Consider the following 22,494-nt stretch of genomic DNA (forward strand, 5'->3'; position numbering starts at 1 on the left):
TCACTCCAATTACTTAACGCAGGCAAAGGCGGTCACCGCCTCCTCCAATTTTGACAGGATTTCAGGATTAATATCGCAGGTAGCGCTTGGCATACCATTAGATTGGGAAGTAGCGCTCGGCGTACTTCGGGTTAATGCACTAATTAGTTTTCGTCGTTCAGCACGAGGTGTGTTGGTTTTGGCAAGTAGTGCATCCAGTTTTCGGATCGCGGCTTGGGGACTTTCATCACCTTCGTCAATCACATCGGCAGAAAGTAGGCTGTCCGCAAATCCCTTTTCTATCGCTTCACTCGCACTGATATACGTTTCGTTATCCATCATCTGACTCACCACGTCACTCGATTGCCCACTGCGTGCAACATAGATATCGGTCATCGAGGCATCAAAAGGGGCGAGATCATGAGCAAGTTTTGCAAAGTCGTGACGATTTCCTACCCCCATTGCCCAACAGTTATGGATCATCAAAAAGGCACCGCGCCCCATTTTTATTTCATCCCCTGCCATCGCAATAATGGACGCAGCGGAAGCGGCAATGCCCAAAATATTGACCGTTACCTTGCCACTGTGAGCACGAAGCAAATTATAAATTGCCAACCCTTCAAACATATCGCCCCCTGGACTATTGAGGTTAACGACAATATCTTGCTCACCAATGGCACGAAGTGCGGCGGAAATCCGTTTAGCGGTGACACCTTCACCCCAATAATCTTCTCCAACTACGTCCAATATCGAAATCGAGTTATCCGCACTGGATGCCCGAATACGGCTATTCCATTTATCCAGTGCTTTGGGTTTCAGCTCATAGCGAATCGATGCGCAGGGGCGATCCTCCAGCGCGACTGGCAACTGATTTTTTTTCATGACGATTACTCCTCGGGACGAGGTGGATTGGATTGAGATGGGGTTACAGGTTCACCTTCAGGAAATAACCAGTTAGTGATCTGTGCTTTGAGCTTTTCAGCTTCATTGTTCGTGATATCTTTTCCGAGCTGAGCCAGTGGCGTTAAATTAAGCTGAACCGTATAAATATCGCCCCCTTCAATAGGCGGTAAATTCTCTAACCGTCGAACATCATTTCGGCTCATCCAGCCATTTTGTAACGCTGTTGTGTAATAAGCTGAACGTCCTGCACTGTCTGCACGTAATAAGCCCTCAACAGAAAATTCCGCATAATAATCATCATCACTGTCGAGTAAACAACGATTAATTTCTTGCTCAATATTGACCAATAAGGGACGTAGTGTATTAGTCAAAAACTGCATATTCATCCCTTCCACACTGGATGCCCAACTACTTTGCTTATCGGCATGCCCCACCATAAAAGGCGGAACGCGAAACCAACGGCAAATTTCCTCAATGCTAAATCCACGACTTTGTAATAATTGCGCAGTTTCAGGGTTCATGGTGACATTTTGATAAGACAAATCCGCTTCGAGGATCATCACCTTTCCAGCATTTTTTGAGCCGGTAAACGTCATTAAATGCTTTCTTAGGCGTTCTCGTTGATCGGCTTTCAAAGCATTCTTTGACGTTAATAATCCACTGGTTTGTAACCCATTTTCAAACACTTTTCCGGCTGCTTCATCCGTCGATAACGCGGTACCAATCACATCACGCCCAATCTGGATCGGTATCATTCCGCACACACCGTCCATACCAAACCCTCGAATATGCATCATATTTTTAACGGGAATAACCCGTTTATTCGATTTAGGCGTGGTATAGGTATATTCCAACTGCCCATTTTCCAATCGTTTTACCGTCATGTTTTGAGGTAATAACGGTTGAAGTGAAACCAACTTTTTCCCGATATAACATTTTTCAATAAACGCATTTCCTCTTAAACATAAGCTGGCAACAACCATCAACATAAAGCGAGAAGGCGTCATTTCTGCATTGGGTTTTCGACATAAGACGGTGTAAGCGGGATGATGTTTCGCCAGTTCGCGCGAGCCATCCACCTTCGTTTGATAGATTTTCAATGGCAATGTCGAAATAGATTCACTGAGTAACCGAACGCAAGACCATACCGCAGACAGCTGTAATGCATTATCTGCGGTGACCACCTTGCCACTGCTACTCTTTCCAATCCATTCTTCCCAAAAGGCGCCATCAGTTAAACTAATGGGTATCCCCATCCAATTGAGGATCGCCGATTTTATTCGGCTCTTTTTTTTCATGTTACGCATTTAGATCCCCACAATAATTGGGTTATCAAAGAAACCATCAATATCCCCTTCATCCTCGAATTCCCCTTCAGAAGCCCCAATCGCCATTGCTGATGCCACCACACCATCAATTCGACCGGTGCTTTTTTTCTTGGCAAAGACGCGGTTATCTTTTTGGTCAGCCTCAAGCACAGCGGATGCGGCATTCCATCTCAAACAAGGATTGGCGTGGATCTCAATCTTCTTGTCATCAATGAGCTGTTCAAACAGTTCGATAGAGTGTGGCATCCATAGCCCTGAATCTTTGGCTTTGTAATATCCTTGCCCATGCGGAGTTAAAGGAACCGTCACACCCGCTTCATCGAGTTTAGGTTCAAGGTATTTAATGCGATAAGGGTCAAAGGCAATGGCTCTCATGCTGACGTGCATCGCCATTTCAGCAATGCGTTCTGCCACAAATTCATACCTCACCGCATTCCCTGGCGTGGTATGCATAAAACCTTGCCTTACCCATAAGTCGTAAGGCACTCGGTCGGTTTTCGCTCTATCCAATAAAGTGTCTTTGGGTGTCCAAAATTCAACATAAAGACGTTTGAGGCGAGGAAAATACATGGCTAATGCGGTTAAATCTTTGGTTCCTGATAAGTCCAATCCGCCATAACACTCTTCACCTTGAAGATCATCGAAGGTGAACGTGTTTTCACACTGCATCCATGTTTCACTGTTAATCCACGGATTATCGGCATCCACCCACTGGCAAAAATTAAGCCGACGCACAATGCTTTCTTTTGCGGGCATACCTCGAGCTTGTGTCACTTGTTCACGTAAGTAGCGATCAGAAAAGGTGTAGCCCAATGACGGATTGGCTTTCCCCCAGCAAGACTCATCCTTAAAGGGATCATCGCCCTCATCCAGTGAGCAAATATAGGAAAAGAAGCTGTCGTCTTCGATAGTGCCTTCGGCGACTTTTCGACCGTATTCATGGTAGTCATAACACACACTGGTTTTATCATGGCCACTGTTGGTGATCATAAATATCAAGGCTTGCCGCCGACCTTTTGTGCCCGCTCGCATCATCTCGACGGCGGTATTATTTTTATGCTCATGAATTTCATCTATCAGCGCACAATGGGGACGAGGCCCTGATTGCCCATCATCTGAGCTAATCGGGCGAAAGAATGAACTCGTTTTCAAATAAGCCAAGTTCCACTCTTTACCTGTTCCGCCTGATTTAGTGATCCGCTGACTTAATGCAGGAGATTGATCAACCATCGCCACCGCATCACGAAACAAAATCATGGCTTGGTCTTTTTTCGTGGCGGCTGCATACACTTCGGCACGCGGTTCACTGTCGGCGACTAAACAATACAACCCAACGCCACCCGCCATCGGGGATTTTCCTGAGCCTTTGCCTGATTCAACGTACACCATGCGAAACCGGCGTGTGCCGTCTGTCATTTTCCAGCCAAAAATGGAGCCAATCACAAAGCATTGCCAAGGCAATAAAATAAACGGTTTGCCTTCATGCTCCCCGCCATTGAGCTTTAAGACTTTCGCGAAAAAGTCGATCACCCTTTTGACAGCCTCGACATCCCAGACTAATCCTCGTTGCTCGGCTTCGTTTAAGTCTTTGAGATGACGTGCACAGGCATGGCGAATATCAGGCCCCGCTAAAATTTTGCCTTGATGCACGTCTTGTGCGTATTGCGTTGCCGGATCAACCGAAATATTGGTTGAGCGGATCTTCCTCTTCTTCTCCACCATCCATCTTCACCTTCGAACGAGCAGCGGGGGTTAAACCAAACTCGACTAAATAACTTTTAAAACGGCGATCTGCATCAGCCAACATGGCTACGGCAGGATTCGCTTTAATTAAAAAATCCCCTGATTGCGTTTTTGTGGTGTATGTCCGACCTTCAATCGCAATGGTGTCTCGTAATTGAAGAATATCGGCGTAGATATCACACAGTCGTTCTAACGCCAGCGTGTCAGCCACGGTTAAAACGCCCATTCCATCGAGTAGTAAGGTTAATTTTGCCCACGCCATTTTCCCCCAATCCGTTAAATGTTCGGGTGGGCTTGGAATTTCACGTTTAGGCTGGGGTTCTTTATCGTTGAGTTTTCGTTTTCCCGGATTACCGGTGACCACCTTCAAGTGGGTCGGTTTCGGGCGTCTTCCTGCCATCGGAACCTCCCAGAAAAAAACTTTTCATTTCGCGGTTGTGCACACAAATGAGGGCGCTAGGTAATCAGGGCGAAAGTGTTTGAACTTTTACCCCGCCCCCACCCGTTGTTATTTCAATTTAGAATTATTTCAAATGGATATCGGGTGCATTCATGATCATGTCATTAGTGCATGTCAGTGTGACTGAGATATCAACTTGTTTACATAATCCATCAGTGGGTGGAAGAACAACTAACTTTTGATTACTTAACAACTCACCATCAACACTTAATGCATGACCAACGAAGCGACCACCACGAAATAGCTTGGATAACTTCACTTGTTTTTGATTACACATCGTTATTTATTCCAATGAGAGTTCGGATCGAGTGGAATGCCATCCGCATTACAGCCAATGACTTTGCCACTCTTTTCGATACGTTGTTTGGTTGAGTTATGATGCGGTTCGCATAGGCTTTGAAAGTTCTTTGTATCCCAAAATAAGGCTTGGGCTTTTGCGATACGTTCTTTATCACCTGACTCAAGTGCCTCTTTAAGACGATGCGGAATAATGTGGTCAACCACTGTGGCAGCAGTAATGCGTCCTTGCTCTTGGCACATGACACAGAGCGGATGTTCATTAAGAAACGCTAATCGCACTTTAGCCCAGCGCCCACCATAAACATTACGTTTTTTCATGTTTTTTTATTCCATCACAAATTTTCCCCAATAAAAAAGCCACAAGCGGTTAACTGATGGCTATCTGTATATACCACTCAATGAATGACGTTTGTAGATGATGTCTCTCCATCGTCACGCCCCTTCTTCTACCTACAGCTGACGTTGCTGATAATGACCAAAAAATAACAAAACGGTGGTATTCGTTGTTTTTGATTTCTCTTACACACTCAATGTGAGGAGAACATGTCATCGTTAATGTATGAGAACAGCGACAACGCAACGCATTAAAACATCATTACAAGAGGATTATTTTCTAAAAAATAGCGTTGATTATTAACAGATTGGTTTAGTCGATATTGGTAATCTATTGTTTTCACTCATACTAGTGAAAGCCCTGTGGGAGCCCAAACTCACAGGGTTATTTTTATCTTGCGTTTTTATTTAGGTAAGAAATAAGTTAATCAGAATTATCAATCTGGTATATATACTTACTTAAGCTATACTAACTAAAATCAACCTCGCTATACTCTTACTGATTGGTGTTTAGTTAGTTTGCCCATGCACCCATGCTGGGCTTTTTTTAGTTCACACACTCCACTCTAATGTAATCCTGCAACCCTTTAATCATCTGTTCTGACTCTGCAATTCGCTCTCTGAGTAACCAATAATTTCTGATAGCGGTGTCAGTAGGTCGGGCGGTGGTTGCATAAGCCAAGCGGGTGGCGGGAGTGGTTTTGTTTTTTGGGCACTCGGCTTTGATGTACACCCGCTCAGGATGATGCTCACTAATATCACGCAAGCGACTAATTTCATTCTTGGCATTCGCTAACTCCTGTATATATTGAATATCCAACTGATTTAATCGCATTATGCGTGCTTGATAATCAGTATTAATAGACTTCTGTTCTTCGAGAGCCACAGTTAGTTTTTTATTGGTATCTGTCAGTGAATTAATCCTGTTAGCTTGCCAGTTAATCACCCAATAGCCACCCACAATGATGCCGACCATCGCAATGACGGCATAGAGTTTTCCGTATTTCATGATTAGTACCGATGATGTGAGAGTGCAATCTGACAGCGTTTCTCTAAACTAACTTGATCTTTAGTACATGAGTTATCAATCAAGAGATAAATACCACCAGCGACGGTGATGAGTAATATGAGGATAAAGCTGATAATGATGATTAAAGGTTTCCATGACATAGTGCTGACTCCGCTTCTCGACGACTGACAAGCCCTCGCCAAACCTTTCCACCTGCATATACCCAACGTTTCATTTCTTCACAAGCACCCGCTCTATCACCAGCATTTAGTTTCTTGAGTAATGTTGAGCGAGCAAATGCTGTCATTCCTACATTAAAAGCAAAGGAATATAAAGCGGCTTTGGTGTAGTCATCGAGTGGTACTTTGATTAATGCATCGACTTTCTGTTGTGTCTTAATAAAATCGTTTTGTAATAACGCATCACATTCTTGTTGTGTATATGTCTTACCTTGAATAATGTCTTTGCCTGTATGCCCATAACAAACCGTCAAAACGCCTGCCACATCACGATAAGGTTCATAACGCACACCTTCAAAATGGGCTATCACTACTAATGCGATTGCTGTGGCTCCTGCTGTTGTTAGCGCCGCTATTTTCTGTTTGAGAGACATTAAATATCCTTTGGTGCTTTCACCATTAATTCAGCAAGTCTTTTTAACGTTTCGGTCGGGTTTTGTGGGTCAACATGACGAACAAGCTCTTCAAATAATTGAGTGCGTTTTCGTTGCTCTCGACGAGTCATAAAATAAGTAGCTAAACCAAGAAGCATGCTAAACGCCATCCCGATAACAAATCCCCATTCATATAATGAGAGGCTGGCAAAAAATGCCGTTAAGCCCGCTGTTCCATAAGTAACATTGGTTAATTTTTCCATACACATATACACCCCTACGGAGTGCCCATTAATGATTAATATAAAGAGAAATTATTAAGAGATTTTCGAGATGATTTATAAAAATATAGTAATTCTTATTTATTACTGTACATATTTATAAATTTATTCATAAAATAATAAATAATATTTATGAAACGGAGTAATCAAGTGCGATATATTATTTTATTTCTTATTTCTTTATTTTTTATAATTACTTTCATTATAATAACTAATAATGATAAAAATCAGTCAGTTAAACAAAAAACTCAAATCGAGAACGATATAAATAAAAAATCAGAAAAGTGCACATTTTATTCACCAATAAAAACAAAACGACTAGCCTGGATAACACTAACTCATAAATCCCCATGCTCTTAGGTGTAAATAATCATTACCAGTGTTATTATAATGGATAATATGAATAGGCATTTTCAAATCATAATTAAATTAAATACCATCAAATTAGATAGTATTTAAATTCAGCTATATACCTTTTGTTAAAATATTATGATCCTGTTACTATCAAATCCATATGATGTTGCAAAATTAATATATTCATTCAACAAATTTGATGGCATGGTCGGTGTACGTGATAATATCCATAAATAATCTTTATCTGGCCCTACAACCAAAGAATATTGATAATTCTTATCCAATTTGATGATATTATATCCACCATAGAATGGACCAAAAAATGATACTTTTAATGCACCTTTATTAGATGAATCAACAAAATAAGCCTTACCGATACTTTCTTTCCAGCGATGTTTATTTTGACTCCAACCTCGATTAATAACCTTAACACCACCATCATCTCGTAATGAATAATTTGCGGTAACTTTCGTTAAGCCTTTTTCAAAACGATTATCTATTCTAGCTACCTCATACCACTGCCCAAGATAACGTGATAGCTCAAAATTATTAACAGGCTTAATGTCACTCGGAGGAATAACATTGCATCCAGTAAGAATAAATGAACTTAAAAAAGTGACAAAAGAACGTATCATATTTTTCTCCTATCAATAAGTTTATTATAATCCATAACGTAATCTTAAGGATTGAGGATAAGGATGAAAATATCTCTGTTTGCTCAAATAATTATCAGGATACTCGGATAGATAATGATTAATTAATGTTAAAGGTGCTAATAAAGGCTGTATTCCTTGACGGTATTCTAAAATCAATTGACTTAATGCTTGTCGCTGATTTGGTGTTAAATAGCGCTTAAAATACCCCTGTATATGCATAAGAACATTGGTATGATTACGTCGTGTTGCTTGGTGCTGTAATAATGTCATAAATCTATTTCGATATTCATCAAAAAAAGCTTCCAATGAATGCCATTCTTTATTATTAGCAACAAAGCGACCTAACTCTCTATAAAGAGGTTGTGAATGAGCCAATAAGAGCAGTTTATATCTTGTATGAAAATCGATTAAAGACTGACGAGTAAATGCGTTCATTCTCAATTCATTCAACTCATCCTGTGCAAATACACGTATAACAAAATTTTCTCTTATATGAGGATCATTCAATCGCCCATCTTCCTCTATTGGTAACCAAGGCATCATTTTTTTCAGATTTTCTGTAAAAATACCCGTCCCTGCTTTCCGATTACCATTACCAATAGGATCATATACACGAACACGCTCTAATCCACAACTTGGTGATTTTGCACAAACAATATACCCACTAAACTGATTAAATTTCTCTAAATACTCAACAGAATACCGATTCATCTTTTCAGTTAAATCACCTTCACTCCCGTTACTAAATTTTAATGCAATTTCTCCTGAATTTGATTTAACTAATCTTAGTGCGGGTCTTGGTGTAGGTAAACCAATAGCCATCTCAGGACAAGCCGATTGATATTCAAAATAATCAGATAGTTCATCTACGGCAAGATGAAAGCGCTTATGACCACCATCAAACCTAACATTATTCCCTAATAAACAAGTGCTAATCCCTACAATAATTTTTTTACCAACAAAATTATTTTTGTGAATATCTGTAACAGAGTTAAACATTCTTACTACCTCATATGAAACATTCATATAATCTGATTATAGTAAATCATAACTGTATTCATATTAGTAAGATTATGCTTTTTTTACTACTTTTATAATTTTAATTAGGTTTCAATCTTTCAGCACTAGAAATATATAATGCAATAACAAGTAGCAGTATCGTTCCTGAGTAAACAATAAGTAACTGAGGATTTTTATGTTCAACAACAATTAACCTAATTACCGCAGTTATTGCAATATAAATAAAATATTGCAATGGAAAGTGATAATTCGACTGAAAATATTTAATAATCAATGCAATAAATTCAAAATAAAGAAAATAAATGATAAGTCCATCAACTAATAAATAAATTGAAACTGGATCACTAGCTGTAAACAATAAATTAGCAAGGATAATAGTTTCTTTAACTAAAAAAATTATTAAAATAATTGCAAGCAATATCAGGCCAACACTACTAATCCATTGTAAAACTCGACTAATTACTTTTGTTTGATTTAGTCCTGTCATAATAACTCCTAAGAGTTTATGCTCCTAATATCAAGTTTTCTATAGATTAAAATAAAAAATAGATGAGAAGCTTTATATTTAATTAGGCCGCCATCAAGGTATCGAACCTCGACTTTTAGTTTAAATAAAACTAAATACTCTCCCAGTTAAGCTAATGGCGGAATGAATTTACCTGAACCAACGAACTATCACAAATGCAACTAAGAGCAATAAAGCAATGATAATTACATTCCGTAAAAAAGCGGGGATTCGGTATAATAGCGCAGACCAATTCATAGGCATCTCCTTAGGAAATTATTCCTTTAGATACCGCATCTATTTTCGATAAAAACTTGCAAATGCAAGGTTTGCTGTTGATAGCAATGAGGTATGTTTACTTTCCTAAGTTTACCACACACTAATGAATATGTACGTTTTAAAATATAAAGGGATCATCTTTAAATTTAAGCAACAAAAAAACCCCGCCAAAGCGAGGTTCTATATATTCAACTATTTAACGCTTAACTCATTTGAGCAGCCATTACAGTCTTACAAAAAATACATTTTGCGCCGTGTGGATTGTTCACTGTAACATCAAATTGTGATGTTCTATATTGTGAACCGCTACAACAAGGGCATTTAAAATAGAGGCGAATAGTAATAGCGCCTTTAGAGAGCCACCACGTTGCCTGCTGCTGGGCCTTTCATACCATTTTCAATGGTAAATGAAACTTCTTGGCCTTCCATCAGAGATTTGAAGTCATCACTCTGAATTGCAGAGTAATGTACAAATACATCTTTACTTCCATCTTTAGGAGTGATGAAACCAAAACCTTTATCATCGTTAAACCATTTTACTGAACCAGTCATTGTATTAGACATAGAATTTCCTTTAATTTATTTAATTTGCCATAAGGCATATGAGGGTTTGTTTTTTATTTTTACTTATGGGAATTAATTAGAAGGAATTCGCAATGAAGTGGTATCGAGGATAACGCTAAACGGTGAACAACTTTAAACTGACTAACATAAATAGGCCTGTACTTCCAAACCAGTGACGTTATTAAGCCATAGAAAAATTCAGATAGCAAACTTTATTTTTGCAATAAAAGCACTTGTGTGTCCTATCAAGAATGAAACCCTATTAAAAAGTGCCGACTCACAGCTCTTGTGAAAGTCAGGTGCTGTGATTGATTCTGTTAGTCGGCATATACAGAAAAGACCACCGAAATAGCCTTTAGATCTAGAAAGTAATTTTATTGATTATGGTTTAACGCTATAACGACTAGCAATCGCCACTCTATTAAACGCACCTATAATTATTGAAATCCATTCAATTGAAGCTAATTGTGCCTCATCCCAATATTTAGCAGATTCTTGATAGATATCATCAGGCACATGCTCGTTATGAATAAGGTTCACTGACTCAGCTAAAGATAAAGCAGATTTCTCTTTTTCTGAAAAATACTCAGTTTCCTTCCATGTGGCAACCAATGCTATTTTATCAATACTTACACCACATTTTTGCGCATCCTGTGAATGAAGTCTTACACAGAAAGCACAACCATTTATTTGTGAAAGCCTTAACTTTAGCAGATGAACAAAGCCTTCCTCGAGTCCAGCTAATATTGCTTGTTCATCAATATTATTACTCATATCAATTAATTGACCATATGCCTTAGCATTTTTTTTCGATAGTGACACTCGGCTATTCATACATACTCCATAGATATATCTAATATCTGGATATACAACCAGTTTTTTACAAATATCTTTATCATATTTGTGTCATGTACATAAGTAATTCAAATGAACATTAAACTACTAGCATTGATTGTGATTTATTCGGAATAACCAAGCATGTGACCCCGTAAGCAATCTTTACAGGTTGCAGATAATAAAAAAGACCGCCTAAGCGATCTTTGAGAGATTTATAACAGATTAAGGCTGAACTTCCTTATCTACTCAGCATCTTTTTCTTTAGTTAAGCAATAACGCAAATTTTGTCTAATCGCTTCAATTGACCAGATCCAAAACGCTGTTCCGACAAACTCAGAAACTAATGCTTGATAGCCTGCTGTCCAAAGCCAGCCAGATAGTCCTAATAATGGTACAACTAAACCATGAGCAAAAACAGAAACACCAATACCAAAACAAATACCGTGTAATAATTTAACCTTTGGCAAGTATTCAGCAATAACACAATATATCACAGCGATAACTATTGAGAATAATATATGAACACCATTACCGCCCCAATTAATACTATATCCCATCCAATGATAAGTCATAGTATCTATATTTAATCCTAGCTTTTCTAATAAGACGACTGGAGGTGGTGTCGTTTCAAGTGTTCTTGGTGGAATTAGGTCTTCAAAACCAGATTTTACTAAAGCTGAAAAGATACCCGCTATAATACCAACGTATATTGCTATACCAATATGCCTAGAACTTTTTTTCGTTAATTTAAACAAATCAATCATTATATATACTCGCTCTATAAATTGAATATTATGAGTATAGTAGAGATAAGAACATCTGTTTATAATTTTAATTATTAGTTAAACACTATATATTTAGACTTATAGGATAACAATAAATGTCATTTTAAATATAAACGAATAGTCAATAAATTATTTAAAAAAGAAAAACCTCTCTAAAACGAGCTTCATAAGCTAGGTGACCATGTAGTTACTCTTATCACAATATCAATTATCTTACGATCGTAAAGTCTTAAAACGATTTTTTTCTACATATCGATCCATTTCCAATGGAATATCAAGCATCATCAACATTCCTTCAATGATACCTTCCCCTTTTTGTAATTTTTTTCCAATGTAAGTATCAGAGCAATGATGTTTTTCTGCTAACTGAATGAAGGTCATTCCAAATAAATAATAATCGAGCAATAGATCATGCATATCACTGTTTTTTTTATTTAATTGAGCCATACAACTGGAAATTATCATTGCATCATCTTCACAGCACTGAGGACGGGATTTAACTTTATTAGGTATTAATCCTTTAAAACCTGCTGCGATAGAATACCATTGAACTAATTCAGTATTATCAGCACACCACGCTCCCCAACGTGATAAAACTTCCTGTATATCTCTCATGCTAATACTCCCCATGCAGTATACACGTTAAACCAACGCCCCTATTCCTAATGAACGGTTTAAAAAATGAAGTAACAATTCTAGTTGATTACCATAAGTGGCTTCCCATTGTTTGGGGTCACGATGTAACTCGTCATGGTGAGTTCGGCATAATGGAATGGTGAATAAGTCATGAGCTTTCGTTCCCATACCTCCCATACCATGGCCGATAATGTGATGTGGATCGTCAGCTTGTTGTCCGCAAACACAACAAGGCTGTGTTTTCACCCATTGAAGCCATTGGGAATTCTCCCAACGTTGCATTTTAGGTTTCAAAAGGAATGACGCTGGTGGCTCAGGATCGATAGCAACTTTTATGACTGGTCTTATCATGTCTAATCGTTCATTCATTGTTGATAGTGCTGTTACATTGCTTGGAATAATATCTGCTTCAGGAAAACCACCATGTACCCTGCGCTCTTTAGGTTTTTCAGACCAATCCAAAATTTGACGTAATATCGCATCAGGTAATTCATCAACCAGTTTATGCATCACAGCAAATGAGAAAAAATCGGGTACTGTCAGCTGGTGGCCATTATCCAATCTTAAACGACTGCGAATAGTGTCTACCATCCAAGCAATACGATTTTTATGAGCCAATTCAGCAACCCACTCAGCTGATGAATGACGAATATGATTATCATGGTACCAACAAGTCCGTATCACACCGTCTTTATGCCATGTGGTTGTTAATTCATGGTGATGATAACTGTCATGCTTATCGTTAATCTGACAACAATGGATATTTCTGCCTATCCACATATTCATCGATGACAATCCCCCCATAACTTGGATAACTTTTTTATTATTCAAAAAATCAACAATGCCCTTGTTATCCAATAATGGCTGTTCATTTCCTGTTAATGCCCCAGATGGCCATTTATCTAAACTTTTTGGTACATCGCTAATAATCACGCGAGAATGTGGTTTAAATTGCTTAAGCAACTCCGCTCCAGGTTTCAATAAAACAACGCCAAGGTCAGACTGAATATAGGGCGTTAAGAGTAGTTTCATTAAATCTCATCCCCAACTTTATATTCAGCCCATAACCCTGCAATCCACTTCACACCTTTAGTAGTAAACCTTGATTGTGCAAAAGCGTGATTATTTTTTTGGTTCGTTCCCGTTTTTATCTCAAAGCGACCAAGATCGACATGAGTTTGATAAGGCGTAAACGTATTATTCAAGCGATACATAATTTTCTTATCAATTAAAAAACAGCGAAAATCGGTTTCTTTCGCCTGCAGTAATTTACACACTTGTCGAAACGTCATAGAACCATGGGATAAAACATAATTATCAACAAACTGAGCCTTAGGTGTCGCAATCGCCAGTTCACTTTCCAATTTTTGTTTTTCTTCCGCTAAGTCTGCTGCTAATCGCAATGCTTCTGGTAATGTTTGAGGAATAACTGGCTGCATTTTTGATTCTAATTCCTGCCAGCGATCAACTATTTTTGCTGTGAACTGAGGTGACAATCGAGCTACCAACACCAGAGAGTCTCTTTTATTAAAACGATATTCAGTATATTGATTGCCGTTATGTTCAAAAGGGAACTCAGCCAATGGCTGGGTTAAAATTTGAGCAACAAAAAGCCTATCGGCAGAACGCTTAACATCGGAGTGATTACTTCCCGTTAAACTGGCAATCTCTCGACTCGACATAGTTAATTCACGATTCATTATGGGTAATACTGAAACTTCCATTATTTTTTTCATCATGCTATTTCTCTCCACGTTTTACTCGTGACCGTACATCACGTGATTAAATGGGCAGATTGTTCTCTCCTTCACAATATCCATTAACATCAACTCAGGCATAAGTACCCCATAACCCAATCAGTAATGTCACTACAAACCAAAAACCAACGAACAAAATGTATTTAGTTAGCATTACTGAGCCTCCTGTAACATTTCTATCGCTTGCTTCCAAATGCTGTTCCATGCTTGGCGACCTGAAAACTCACTCATACGACGAATGCCTGTTTTACCTGCTAGCTCAAGTGCAATTTCTTCAATGCGGTTTTTAGGTTTAGAGCGAGAGCCAATCAAGCGGGAAAAGGCACTATCACGTTCAACGGTGTCAACTTGAACTTTTGGTTCATTCCTTGGCTCTTGGCTACGGACAGTGAGTTCATCAAAGTGTTTACGTAATTTTCGAGGGCTTAAAATATTTTTGTGCCAGAATGAATCTTTGTTAGCCCAATCGAACAAGGCACAAATTTGCTCATGGGTACGCCCATCGATTTGGCGCATCAGGCGGATATCGTTCGCCCAGTCATACCAAGTAGGCTCTAATGCGGAGGGATTCAGTTTTTTAACACGACCAAACATCCATTTCGCCGTTTTTAAATCATCTTCATCCCCCCATTTCTGCCCATTAGCGCTGTAAATTACTGCTTCAGGATAACGAGTTAAAAAATCATTTTTCGACTGGTCGCTGGATTCGTCAGAATTCTGCGACGAATGATCTGTTTCTGTTGTACTCTCTGAAGTAATCTCTGTTGTATTCTCTGTAAGAACAGGCCATTTTGACCCATTCAGAACAGCACATTTTGCACTGTTTGATGGTTTCAACTTGCGCTTATCGATAAGGTCATTTTGAACTGTTCGATCAGATGAATTATCACCATTCGATTGGGTCATATTGACCTCTTCGGTCAGCAAGTGATGAGCGTAGTTAATCGCATAATAATTAGTGTGGTCATGGTTCGATTTATTGATTTGCTCGATGCGTAAAACACCCTGCTTTTTCAAATTAGCAAAAGCGCGTTTAATCGTTGATTCAGAGAAAAAAGGAAATTGCTCCTTCCACTCTTCAACGGTGTTATAAATCCAACGTGAGCCGTCATATTCAACACCTGAAGTAGTTTCAGTTAGCCAATATTGAATTTGCTGTAACAGCATCGCCTCATTTAAACCAAGACGTACCGCTAATTCAGGAATAACGACTAAAGGGCGACTTTTTAGTAATAATAAACTCATCTTGCCACCTCATTACTTAATACGTGTGTACTTCTCTTTAAATCGCTGTACAGGTTCACATTGCGGATCATCACAGTCATGCAGCATAAAAATGACGCGCTGTTTTTCTCTGTCATAACGAACAACATGAACAACAATACCTCGGTGATTTTTGTAGTAGCGATCAAGTTGGTTTGGGTTCTCATTGCTCATTGCCCCACTCTCCACTTGAAAAATAAAAATCAGCCCATGCCTTTTTAAGGGACTGTCTATCTACCAGACCTATTTTTTGTTGGTAGTTGTTTAGTTGTTCGTCAGAGGCTATGATTTCCACATAGCGAAATGACTGACGACCTGAGACAGGTAAACAACGAAATTGCTTTTTAGGTACTAAATGCGCTAATCTACTCATGCTAATTTCTCTTCACACAATTGAAATTTGCAAACCGAAGCCGGAGGCCGTACACCTTTGGCTTCACCCTTTCTGGATATAGCCATCTTTAATTTCTCTTTTGATATAACGAAACAAACGCATTCATAAATGTGCGGATCTGCGAAATTAATCCATCCAACATCATTTTTATTTTCTGCTCTTCTTCGTTATCAATAACACCATCAGCCAAACTATTTTTCATCAGTAACGCTAAATGCCCTTGCATTTCATCAACATTGCTGCGTAATGTGAATAACTCGGTTGTGTCTAGTTCAGCTGGATTGACTCTATCCACTAACAAGCGATTGGATTCACGAGCAACAAACTCAGCAAACAAAACGGTTTTAGAAATATCTTGCATCGCTAACAACTCATTTAAATCAAATGAACGACAACCGTTTTTCTCATAAAGCTTGTTGTTGAATGATGTTAAAGACAGACCGAGCGCACCAGCCATTGCTTCACGTCCACCAGCTGTCGCCTCACACATCGCTTTCACTACCAGTTTTATTGATTGACAACTCATTTCCTACCACCATTGATAGATTCTTGTAGTTAACTGCTTTAAACGGTTTTGCTATTGTTTATTTCAATAAAGTAAGTATAAAAATCATTGTTGAGTTCCCCGTAAATAAGACCAATCAACATCAGGCCTTAGTTCTTCACATCGAACCACTCCTGAAGTTGCTTTTTCTATTTCAGGGCAACGTCGTGCTGGAATTTTTCGAGTTCCATTGATCCATTGATTTACTGTAGGCGGTGAAATACCCAAGCGTTTAGCCATTTCAGACTGCCCACCGACATAATTACATGCTTTTTTTATTGCTGTTGTGGCACTTATTTGATCCATTATTCAATTACCTCCGGCCTATATTGAAATATAATATTAGGCTAAGCCTAACATCAAATCAATAGGAATTGCCTACACAATATAAAGATAAGATAATTAGGCTATGCTTAATGGTAAAGATTTAGGCCGTGCGATAGAGCAGGCAATTAATAAAAAACTATCATCAGGATCAGTTAAATCAAAGACTGAGATTGCTCGACATTTCAATGTAAAGCTACCATCTATTTATGATTGGATAAAAAAAGGCTCCATTTCAAAAGATAAGCTACCTGAATTATGGAGTTATTTTTCTGATGTTGTTGGACCTGAACATTGGGGCTTAAAGGAGTTTCACCTCCCAGTAAATAAAGCTGAATCAAGATGTACACATGATGAACATCAACTTAATAGCCTTATTCATGCTTATATGTCAGCTTCGGCAGAAAGAAAAGAAATAATAAAATATCTTTTGCTGCAAAATAATACAAAAGAACCTTCTTGGGTTAATAGTGATACTAGGGCATACATTATAACTTTAGAACGACAAGCCTCTGAATGGTTAAATAACAATAAAAGCAATAAAAAATCCTCAAAGCGTCCAGCTTAAACTCATTTGGTCTGATGGAAACTTGTTAAGCTAGGCCTTTCCTAATTATCTACTCAATTGATTTTGATATAAAAAATAATCATCGTCTAATTTCATTCAATTTATTAGGCATAGCCTATTGACTAAAAACTAGGCTTCACCTAATATCATTTATAACAATAAGCTAAATTTTTATATGTGAAGGAAAAGTAAATGATAACTGAACCAGTAATCATACTTCCAGTAAGTTTCACTGATGAAGATATTGCAAACTAGATGCTGAAATAGACGAGTACAGAATCAAAAGTGCTATTCAAACACAAAATAAATAATTTTTTATGTGTGAAGAGAATCAATTGTGTGGAGGGAAATTAGCGTGAGTAATATTACTAATGAAAAACAAAACATCAAAATCTATGCCTTAGTCTTTCATAAGAACGCGCTAACTCTTTCAACCGACAATATTCATGAAGACTTTTGGTTAGAGCTACACGAAACCATCGGTTGGATTAAATTTGTAAAACATAGTGAAGAATCTGAGTTTGTTAAGAACGGAGCACTGTTTGTAGCCACTGAACTGCGTCCGGTATCTGATTCAGTCCCTTACCCAATAGTTGAAGCACAATGTGTTTTGTGGCGTCAGCGGGAAGCTCTTTTAAGTGCTGCAGATACCCTCTCCTTTCTTCTGGGTCAGAAACGAGGAACAATAACTGATTGAGTCTTTAACCATTAACGGGGGTGTGGTGATAATGTTCTGCTCAGTCAGCCATTTTATCAAATCTAACAATAAGCAAGGGTACTGGCATTATTTGTGAAATGTCTTATCAGGATTATATCAACTCGCTAGTACCCTTTCTTATTGTGTGAAGTGATAACGTGAGGTTATAGAAATGAGCCAAGAAGATCGTAAGACAAATGTCCCCGACTTTCTTTCTGAATTAGACGCCGGCGTTTTTGAAAATAAAGTCTCTGTTGCTTTAAATGATGTCGCTTTAGGCGTTTTGAATAATGGAGGAAAAGGCAAAGTAATTATTGAATTAGATATTGAGCGCCTTAGTAATTCTATGGAAGAAAAACGAGTTGAAATAACTCATAAGCTCAAATTTACCGCACCAACCCTACGCGGGAAACGGACTGAAGAAGATGCAACTAAAACACCTATGTACGTGGGTAAAGGTGGCAAGTTGACCATTATGCAAGAAGATCAAGGTCAATTATTTTCTTTACAAGGCCAGCCCGATGGTAAATTAAAAGCCATTAATTAGTTTTCTTATTTTTAATTAAACCTATCCATTTAATTTAATACTTTTAAATAAGTAGGAGTCTACTCATGTCTCAATTAGACGGTAATGCTATTTCACAAATTCAAAATATGGCGGTGGCTTCATTAAGTCTCGATGCAATAGAGAAGTCATTATGCCCAGCGATTGTTCTTCCGAATGACTTTAAAGTAAGTAGTTTAGAAAATTTACAAGAAGGTCGTTTCCGCTTTCGCGGGGAAATGAAAACAACCAGTATCAGCGACTTTGTTAAATACTCAATCAAGAATGCAATTGATGAAGGTGTTAGCTGCTTTATTGATGCCGATGAAATGAGTGCCGAAACTATTTTTAATATCGGCACAATTGGCGAACCCGGTCATGCAGATAACACAGCTGCTGTTAAGTTAAAACAAACTGCCCCATTCGCAGCGCTATTAAAAATTGATGGCGTTAAACATCGTCAAAAAGAATTAGCCGAGTGGTTAGAAGATTGGCGTGATTATTTAATGGCGTTCGATGCTGACGGTAATGTTTTAGATATAAAACAAGCTATTTCTGCTGTTCGCCGTATCACTATTGAGTCAACACGTTCTGCTGAACATGAAGACGCTGATTTTAGTGCAAAACGCTCGGTATTAGAAAATGTTGAAGCCAGAAGCAAAGATGCAATGCCTACTACATTCCAATTTACCAGCACTCCGTATGATGAATTAAAAGAACGTAGCATCAAATTACGTTATAGCGTGCTTACTGGCGATGATGTTCCTGTTTTAGTGCTCCGCATTGTTCAACTTGAAAAACTTGAAGAACAAATCGCTCAAGAGTTCCGTAATCTGCTTTGTGATGAATTCGATGAAAGTGAAATCGAAACATTTATCGGCAAATTTTCAGCGTAATGAATTGTACAAATGCCACTAACTTGGTGGCATTTGTACAATTGTGTGGAGAGAAAATATGTTCTTTGAATGCATACCGATTTCGGTATATTGCAAACTTTTTGACGAAACAACTGATGCAATAAATAAACGGTTACAAAGGCAATTCTGGCATGAAGGAGTTCAAGTTTTAAAAGTGGAAGGCTCCAAGGAGCGTTGGATTGATATAATTGAGGTAAATAAATGGGCAAGAAAAAGCAAACAAAATACCCATTACCAAGAGGTGTGACTATTCGCCAAAATAAAATTAAAGAAACACTTATTATTACATTCACTTATAAAGGGGTTCTTTGTAGAGAACCTCTCTCTAGGTTAGAGGTAAACAGCAAAAATATTAAATATACAGAAAGGCTACTTGCAGAAATTCAGAATAATATTGAAAAAAATACTTTTAACTATTCGAAGTATTTTCCTAACTCTAAAAAATTAAATATCTTTGGCTTTAATAACTATGAAAAAAAGGTCATTGATTATTTGGAAGAATACCTAGTTATTTGTGAAAATAGAAAGTTATCGCCTTCCACTATTCTCGGTTATAAAAAATGTAAAAATGCTTTATCTGATTTACATAAATTACATGTTTCAGCACTTACACCGGCAATCTTAAAAAATTGGATACAAAAGCAAACCACTGCATTAAAAACTATCCGTAATCAGCTCTCTTTTTTACGAAGCTCACTAGATGAAGCCATTACTGATGGGATTATATCAATTAACCCAGTCAGCCTTGTGTCCGCATCAAGATATCAATCAAATAATATAGATACTGAAAGCAATTATATTGTCGATCCTTTGACTCCCAAGGAAGTCAATGCCCTACTCACTGCTGCATGGTATGAGCAATGGAAAAATTTATTCCAATTTGCCATTAATACTGGATTAAGAAGCTCTGAACTATGTGCACTAAGATGGAGTGATATAAATTTTATAGAGAATACTGCACACGTACAGTCCGCCAGCGTGGCTGGCGTTATTAAGAAAACTAAAACTAAAGCCGGCACCAGAAAGGTTGAATTAAATAGTGAAGCTCTAAGCGCCCTGAATGACCAAAAGCAATTCACTTTTATGAAAGACGGTGTAATTTTTGAAGACCCGAAAACAAATAAAGCTTGGGCAGGAGCTGACGCTATCAGGAAAAAAGCGTGGATACCAACATTGAAAAAAGCTGGTATCCGATATCGCAACCCTTATCAAACAAGACATACCTTTGCAACTCGCCATATCAGCCAAGGTACTAATCTGTTTTGGCTAGCAGGGCAAATGGGACATAAGGGGCCTGAAATGTTGTTTAGGCACTATGGGGGATACCTTAAAGAGTATGATGGGTCGGTAGTAAATTCTTTATCTTATCGGTTGAACTCTACCGAACAGATAAAAACATAAATATATTTAATATATGATGAATAAAAATTAATTTTTGAATATCCTATTGTTTATTGCTTTTATATAACATTTTTATGATTTTAATACGATATCGTTATTTATAAACAAAAAGGAAATTTTTATGTATTTCTATGTAGATGAAACGGGACATACTGGACGAAACCTATTTGATAGTACCCAGCCAATCCTTTCTTATGGCGTACTCTCGTCACGTTTTAATATTGATGAGGTTGCTGAAAAAACTATAAAAACTCTCAGAAAAAAATTTGAGGTTGAAAGACTACATGCCACCGAACTAGGAATACATAAGCTTTCAGAAATTACCGATACTCTGCTTTCATTACAAAAGAACTTAAAATTAAGATTTGATATTTGGCAAGTTTATAAATATGACCATGCTGTTATTTCATTTTTCGACCAAGTATTTGATCAAGGAGTAAATCCAGCCATGACATGGACTGGATATTGGACACCTTTACGCTATGTACTTTTGTTAAAGCTAGCTTACTTATTCAATGAAGATCTTGCCAAAAAAGCTTGGAAAGCTAGACTTGAAGCTCACGATGAAAGATCCTCTATTGATTTTAATGAAGTGTGCCATGAATTATTGCTACGGGTACCTGCAATTCCTGATCACCGGTCACGAGAATTAATAAGAGATACCTTGACTTGGGCTATGAGAAATTTTGAGTCTCTAAGTTATAATTGTAAAACGAATAAAGAACGTCTACGAATCATGCCAAACATGATTGGATTCCAGTCTGTGATTCATGGTATATGTGCCCGACTAAAATCTCCTAATAAAAAACCAACTATAATTGTTGATCAGCAATCACAATTTAATACTACACAAAGAGAACTTAGCGAATTCTATTTTCAAATAAGAAAAACTCCGTGGAAACTGGGCTCTGGACTTCCTGTAATGGACATGAGGAATATGCCTACAACTCCTTTGATATTTCAATCAGGAACAAAAAGCACTGGATTAGAGCTAGTTGACATTTATCTTTGGATATTCAAGAGACATATGGAAGATAAAGAACTTACAAAACAGTTAAACCGAATAATTTACACCAACAGAGATACATCCCTCACATCAAAAATTTCTCTTGATGCTATATCTCAACAAACCACTGAACTTTTTAATAATTTACCAGAACCAACAGCAGAACAAATAGAGAAAGGAAGAGAGTATTTCGCCTTAGATGAAGCCCGCCGCCTAAAATATAAAACATCCCTAATAGATCAATCTATAACTACTTTATAAGATAAGTAGTGAATAGCCACCAATTCAGTAATTACTAATAATTTATTTACAAGTAATTCTTCTCTTAGAGACGTTACTTGTAAATATTGTACTATCACGGTCAATAATAGAGTTAGCATCTAGCCTGAGTTTAAAATAATAACTGGTGCAAACTAGTCTGTACTAGAGCTATACCTTGACCGTCATGTGCACCTCTAGTGCACATGATTGAAGCTTACTAAAAATACCCTTTT

General features: G+C 37.8%; 31 protein-coding genes and 1 tRNA gene. 7 read left to right on the plus strand and 25 right to left on the minus strand.

Annotation, left to right across the window (positions count from 1 at the left end):
* Positions 1–9: 9 nt before the first annotated feature.
* From AB4J89_RS10500 to AB4J89_RS10620, 25 genes are all read right to left on the minus strand, one after another.
* Positions 10–861, minus strand: coding sequence for a head maturation protease, ClpP-related (locus AB4J89_RS10500; protein ID WP_109850109.1), 852 nt, complete (start codon positions 859–861; stop codon positions 10–12).
* Between the two features lie 5 nt (positions 862–866).
* Positions 867–2,189, minus strand: a complete 1,323-nt coding sequence (locus AB4J89_RS10505; RefSeq protein ID WP_211823677.1) for a phage portal protein — start codon at positions 2,187–2,189, stop codon at positions 867–869.
* Entirely contained in the window at positions 2,190–3,932 is a 1,743-nt protein-coding gene (locus tag AB4J89_RS10510; protein ID WP_211823676.1) for a terminase large subunit, read from the minus strand.
* The gene (locus AB4J89_RS10515) at positions 3,886–4,353 is read right to left on the minus strand and encodes a phage terminase small subunit P27 family (RefSeq protein WP_063693331.1); all 468 of its coding nucleotides are present in this window, start codon (positions 4,351–4,353) and stop codon (positions 3,886–3,888) included. The genes AB4J89_RS10510 and AB4J89_RS10515 overlap by 47 nt, the downstream gene beginning before the upstream one ends.
* Positions 4,354–4,477: 124 nt before the next feature.
* Entirely contained in the window at positions 4,478–4,690 is a 213-nt protein-coding gene (locus AB4J89_RS10520; protein ID WP_311755073.1) for a hypothetical protein, read from the minus strand.
* Positions 4,691–4,692: 2 nt separating this feature from the next.
* Positions 4,693–5,031, minus strand: coding sequence for an HNH endonuclease (locus AB4J89_RS10525; RefSeq protein WP_211823675.1), 339 nt, complete (start codon positions 5,029–5,031; stop codon positions 4,693–4,695).
* A 562-nt stretch (positions 5,032–5,593) separates the two neighbouring features.
* Positions 5,594–6,055 (minus strand): lysis protein, encoded by a 462-nt coding sequence (locus AB4J89_RS10530; RefSeq protein ID WP_211823674.1) that lies wholly within the window; start codon positions 6,053–6,055, stop codon positions 5,594–5,596.
* Between the two features lie 2 nt (positions 6,056–6,057).
* On the minus strand, positions 6,058–6,216 hold the full coding sequence (locus tag AB4J89_RS10535) for a hypothetical protein (RefSeq protein WP_171880580.1): 159 nt from the start codon (positions 6,214–6,216) through the stop codon (positions 6,058–6,060).
* A complete protein-coding gene (locus tag AB4J89_RS10540) occupies positions 6,198–6,668 on the minus strand; it encodes a lysozyme (protein WP_196566350.1) in 471 nt (156 codons plus the stop codon). Before AB4J89_RS10540 ends, AB4J89_RS10535 begins: the two co-directional genes overlap by 19 nt.
* Positions 6,668–6,937, minus strand: coding sequence for a hypothetical protein (locus AB4J89_RS10545; RefSeq protein ID WP_109372767.1), 270 nt, complete (start codon positions 6,935–6,937; stop codon positions 6,668–6,670). The genes AB4J89_RS10540 and AB4J89_RS10545 overlap by 1 nt, the downstream gene beginning before the upstream one ends.
* Before the next feature lie 491 nt (positions 6,938–7,428).
* Entirely contained in the window at positions 7,429–7,938 is a 510-nt protein-coding gene (locus tag AB4J89_RS10550) for a lipocalin family protein (RefSeq protein ID WP_099073715.1), read from the minus strand.
* Between the two features lie 24 nt (positions 7,939–7,962).
* On the minus strand, positions 7,963–8,958 hold the full coding sequence (locus AB4J89_RS10555) for a DUF523 and DUF1722 domain-containing protein (RefSeq protein ID WP_311755074.1): 996 nt from the start codon (positions 8,956–8,958) through the stop codon (positions 7,963–7,965).
* A 100-nt stretch (positions 8,959–9,058) separates the two neighbouring features.
* Positions 9,059–9,466, minus strand: coding sequence for a phosphate-starvation-inducible protein PsiE (gene psiE, locus AB4J89_RS10560; RefSeq protein ID WP_099073713.1), 408 nt, complete (start codon positions 9,464–9,466; stop codon positions 9,059–9,061).
* Between the two features lie 86 nt (positions 9,467–9,552).
* Positions 9,553–9,627 (minus strand) — tRNA-OTHER (locus AB4J89_RS10565).
* A gap of 487 nt (positions 9,628–10,114) precedes the next feature.
* Positions 10,115–10,327 carry an RNA chaperone/antiterminator CspA gene (gene cspA, locus AB4J89_RS10570; RefSeq protein WP_041701226.1) on the minus strand — a complete coding sequence of 71 codons (213 nt, stop codon included), beginning with the start codon at positions 10,325–10,327 and terminating at the stop codon, positions 10,115–10,117.
* 381 nt (positions 10,328–10,708) lie between these two features.
* Positions 10,709–11,161: a carboxymuconolactone decarboxylase family protein gene (locus AB4J89_RS10575; protein WP_099073712.1), complete on the minus strand. Its 453-nt coding sequence runs from the start codon at positions 11,159–11,161 to the stop codon at positions 10,709–10,711.
* A gap of 245 nt (positions 11,162–11,406) precedes the next feature.
* Positions 11,407–11,928, minus strand: coding sequence for a DUF1440 domain-containing protein (locus AB4J89_RS10580; protein WP_099073711.1), 522 nt, complete (start codon positions 11,926–11,928; stop codon positions 11,407–11,409).
* Positions 11,929–12,162: 234 nt separating this feature from the next.
* Positions 12,163–12,564 (minus strand): antiterminator Q family protein, encoded by a 402-nt coding sequence (locus tag AB4J89_RS10585; protein ID WP_099073710.1) that lies wholly within the window; start codon positions 12,562–12,564, stop codon positions 12,163–12,165.
* Positions 12,565–12,591: 27 nt separating this feature from the next.
* Entirely contained in the window at positions 12,592–13,617 is a 1,026-nt protein-coding gene (locus AB4J89_RS10590; RefSeq protein WP_161748490.1) for a DUF968 domain-containing protein, read from the minus strand.
* Entirely contained in the window at positions 13,617–14,324 is a 708-nt protein-coding gene (locus AB4J89_RS10595) for a phage antirepressor KilAC domain-containing protein (RefSeq protein ID WP_161748489.1), read from the minus strand. The genes AB4J89_RS10590 and AB4J89_RS10595 overlap by 1 nt, the downstream gene beginning before the upstream one ends.
* 171 nt (positions 14,325–14,495) lie before the next feature.
* Positions 14,496–15,587, minus strand: a complete 1,092-nt coding sequence (locus AB4J89_RS10600; protein WP_368469162.1) for a replication protein — start codon at positions 15,585–15,587, stop codon at positions 14,496–14,498.
* Between the two features lie 12 nt (positions 15,588–15,599).
* Positions 15,600–15,779, minus strand: a complete 180-nt coding sequence (locus AB4J89_RS10605; protein WP_211823672.1) for a DUF4222 domain-containing protein — start codon at positions 15,777–15,779, stop codon at positions 15,600–15,602.
* Positions 15,769–15,978 (minus strand): hypothetical protein, encoded by a 210-nt coding sequence (locus tag AB4J89_RS10610; RefSeq protein ID WP_099075717.1) that lies wholly within the window; start codon positions 15,976–15,978, stop codon positions 15,769–15,771. The genes AB4J89_RS10605 and AB4J89_RS10610 overlap by 11 nt, the downstream gene beginning before the upstream one ends.
* A gap of 88 nt (positions 15,979–16,066) precedes the next feature.
* Positions 16,067–16,525 carry a YmfL family putative regulatory protein gene (locus AB4J89_RS10615; protein WP_211823671.1) on the minus strand — a complete coding sequence of 153 codons (459 nt, stop codon included), beginning with the start codon at positions 16,523–16,525 and terminating at the stop codon, positions 16,067–16,069.
* Positions 16,526–16,609: 84 nt separating this feature from the next.
* Positions 16,610–16,849: a helix-turn-helix domain-containing protein gene (locus AB4J89_RS10620; RefSeq protein WP_161748487.1), complete on the minus strand. Its 240-nt coding sequence runs from the start codon at positions 16,847–16,849 to the stop codon at positions 16,610–16,612.
* 103 nt (positions 16,850–16,952) lie between these two features.
* Here AB4J89_RS10620 and AB4J89_RS10625 point away from each other — a divergent pair, with 103 nt between their 5' ends.
* From AB4J89_RS10625 to AB4J89_RS10655, 7 genes are all read left to right on the plus strand, one after another.
* Positions 16,953–17,435, plus strand: a complete 483-nt coding sequence (locus AB4J89_RS10625; RefSeq protein ID WP_004247128.1) for a hypothetical protein — start codon at positions 16,953–16,955, stop codon at positions 17,433–17,435.
* Between the two features lie 355 nt (positions 17,436–17,790).
* Positions 17,791–18,132, plus strand: a complete 342-nt coding sequence (locus AB4J89_RS10630; protein WP_368469165.1) for a hypothetical protein — start codon at positions 17,791–17,793, stop codon at positions 18,130–18,132.
* Between the two features lie 172 nt (positions 18,133–18,304).
* A complete protein-coding gene (locus AB4J89_RS10635) occupies positions 18,305–18,679 on the plus strand; it encodes a hypothetical protein (protein ID WP_211823669.1) in 375 nt (124 codons plus the stop codon).
* A 65-nt stretch (positions 18,680–18,744) separates the two neighbouring features.
* Positions 18,745–19,572: a DUF2303 family protein gene (locus AB4J89_RS10640; RefSeq protein ID WP_311755604.1), complete on the plus strand. Its 828-nt coding sequence runs from the start codon at positions 18,745–18,747 to the stop codon at positions 19,570–19,572.
* 58 nt (positions 19,573–19,630) lie between these two features.
* Positions 19,631–19,840, plus strand: coding sequence for an excisionase (locus AB4J89_RS10645; protein ID WP_249121439.1), 210 nt, complete (start codon positions 19,631–19,633; stop codon positions 19,838–19,840).
* The gene (locus tag AB4J89_RS10650) at positions 19,795–20,994 is read left to right on the plus strand and encodes a site-specific integrase (protein WP_211823667.1); all 1,200 of its coding nucleotides are present in this window, start codon (positions 19,795–19,797) and stop codon (positions 20,992–20,994) included. Before AB4J89_RS10645 ends, AB4J89_RS10650 begins: the two co-directional genes overlap by 46 nt.
* Positions 20,995–21,115: 121 nt before the next feature.
* Positions 21,116–22,261 (plus strand): DUF3800 domain-containing protein, encoded by a 1,146-nt coding sequence (locus AB4J89_RS10655; protein WP_311755605.1) that lies wholly within the window; start codon positions 21,116–21,118, stop codon positions 22,259–22,261.
* Positions 22,262–22,494 lie beyond the last annotated feature (233 nt).

This window comes from Proteus sp. STS61-E (assembly GCF_040932335.1).
In the GTDB taxonomy this organism is placed as follows: domain Bacteria; phylum Pseudomonadota; class Gammaproteobacteria; order Enterobacterales; family Enterobacteriaceae; genus Proteus; species Proteus mirabilis_B.

Coding starts and splice junctions, on each gene's coding strand:
- AB4J89_RS10500 (WP_109850109.1), bottom strand. CDS start 861: ATGAAAAAAAATCAGTTGCCAGTCGCGCTGGAGGATCGCCCCTGCGCA.
- AB4J89_RS10505 (WP_211823677.1), bottom strand. CDS start 2,189: ATGCGTAACATGAAAAAAAAGAGCCGAATAAAATCGGCGATCCTCAAT.
- AB4J89_RS10510 (WP_211823676.1), bottom strand. CDS start 3,932: ATGGTGGAGAAGAAGAGGAAGATCCGCTCAACCAATATTTCGGTTGAT.
- AB4J89_RS10515 (WP_063693331.1), bottom strand. CDS start 4,353: ATGGCAGGAAGACGCCCGAAACCGACCCACTTGAAGGTGGTCACCGGT.
- AB4J89_RS10520 (WP_311755073.1), bottom strand. CDS start 4,690: ATGTGTAATCAAAAACAAGTGAAGTTATCCAAGCTATTTCGTGGTGGT.
- AB4J89_RS10525 (WP_211823675.1), bottom strand. CDS start 5,031: ATGAAAAAACGTAATGTTTATGGTGGGCGCTGGGCTAAAGTGCGATTA.
- AB4J89_RS10530 (WP_211823674.1), bottom strand. CDS start 6,055: ATGAAATACGGAAAACTCTATGCCGTCATTGCGATGGTCGGCATCATT.
- AB4J89_RS10535 (WP_171880580.1), bottom strand. CDS start 6,216: ATGTCATGGAAACCTTTAATCATCATTATCAGCTTTATCCTCATATTA.
- AB4J89_RS10540 (WP_196566350.1), bottom strand. CDS start 6,668: ATGTCTCTCAAACAGAAAATAGCGGCGCTAACAACAGCAGGAGCCACA.
- AB4J89_RS10545 (WP_109372767.1), bottom strand. CDS start 6,937: ATGTGTATGGAAAAATTAACCAATGTTACTTATGGAACAGCGGGCTTA.
- AB4J89_RS10550 (WP_099073715.1), bottom strand. CDS start 7,938: ATGATACGTTCTTTTGTCACTTTTTTAAGTTCATTTATTCTTACTGGA.
- AB4J89_RS10555 (WP_311755074.1), bottom strand. CDS start 8,958: ATGTTTAACTCTGTTACAGATATTCACAAAAATAATTTTGTTGGTAAA.
- psiE (WP_099073713.1), bottom strand. CDS start 9,466: ATGACAGGACTAAATCAAACAAAAGTAATTAGTCGAGTTTTACAATGG.
- cspA (WP_041701226.1), bottom strand. CDS start 10,327: ATGTCTAATACAATGACTGGTTCAGTAAAATGGTTTAACGATGATAAA.
- AB4J89_RS10575 (WP_099073712.1), bottom strand. CDS start 11,161: ATGAATAGCCGAGTGTCACTATCGAAAAAAAATGCTAAGGCATATGGT.
- AB4J89_RS10580 (WP_099073711.1), bottom strand. CDS start 11,928: ATGATTGATTTGTTTAAATTAACGAAAAAAAGTTCTAGGCATATTGGT.
- AB4J89_RS10585 (WP_099073710.1), bottom strand. CDS start 12,564: ATGAGAGATATACAGGAAGTTTTATCACGTTGGGGAGCGTGGTGTGCT.
- AB4J89_RS10590 (WP_161748490.1), bottom strand. CDS start 13,617: ATGAAACTACTCTTAACGCCCTATATTCAGTCTGACCTTGGCGTTGTT.
- AB4J89_RS10595 (WP_161748489.1), bottom strand. CDS start 14,324: ATGATGAAAAAAATAATGGAAGTTTCAGTATTACCCATAATGAATCGT.
- AB4J89_RS10600 (WP_368469162.1), bottom strand. CDS start 15,587: ATGAGTTTATTATTACTAAAAAGTCGCCCTTTAGTCGTTATTCCTGAA.
- AB4J89_RS10605 (WP_211823672.1), bottom strand. CDS start 15,779: ATGAGCAATGAGAACCCAAACCAACTTGATCGCTACTACAAAAATCAC.
- AB4J89_RS10610 (WP_099075717.1), bottom strand. CDS start 15,978: ATGAGTAGATTAGCGCATTTAGTACCTAAAAAGCAATTTCGTTGTTTA.
- AB4J89_RS10615 (WP_211823671.1), bottom strand. CDS start 16,525: ATGAGTTGTCAATCAATAAAACTGGTAGTGAAAGCGATGTGTGAGGCG.
- AB4J89_RS10620 (WP_161748487.1), bottom strand. CDS start 16,849: ATGGATCAAATAAGTGCCACAACAGCAATAAAAAAAGCATGTAATTAT.
- AB4J89_RS10625 (WP_004247128.1), top strand. CDS start 16,953: ATGCTTAATGGTAAAGATTTAGGCCGTGCGATAGAGCAGGCAATTAAT.
- AB4J89_RS10635 (WP_211823669.1), top strand. CDS start 18,305: ATGAGCCAAGAAGATCGTAAGACAAATGTCCCCGACTTTCTTTCTGAA.
- AB4J89_RS10640 (WP_311755604.1), top strand. CDS start 18,745: ATGTCTCAATTAGACGGTAATGCTATTTCACAAATTCAAAATATGGCG.
- AB4J89_RS10645 (WP_249121439.1), top strand. CDS start 19,631: ATGTTCTTTGAATGCATACCGATTTCGGTATATTGCAAACTTTTTGAC.
- AB4J89_RS10650 (WP_211823667.1), top strand. CDS start 19,795: ATGGGCAAGAAAAAGCAAACAAAATACCCATTACCAAGAGGTGTGACT.
- AB4J89_RS10655 (WP_311755605.1), top strand. CDS start 21,116: ATGTATTTCTATGTAGATGAAACGGGACATACTGGACGAAACCTATTT.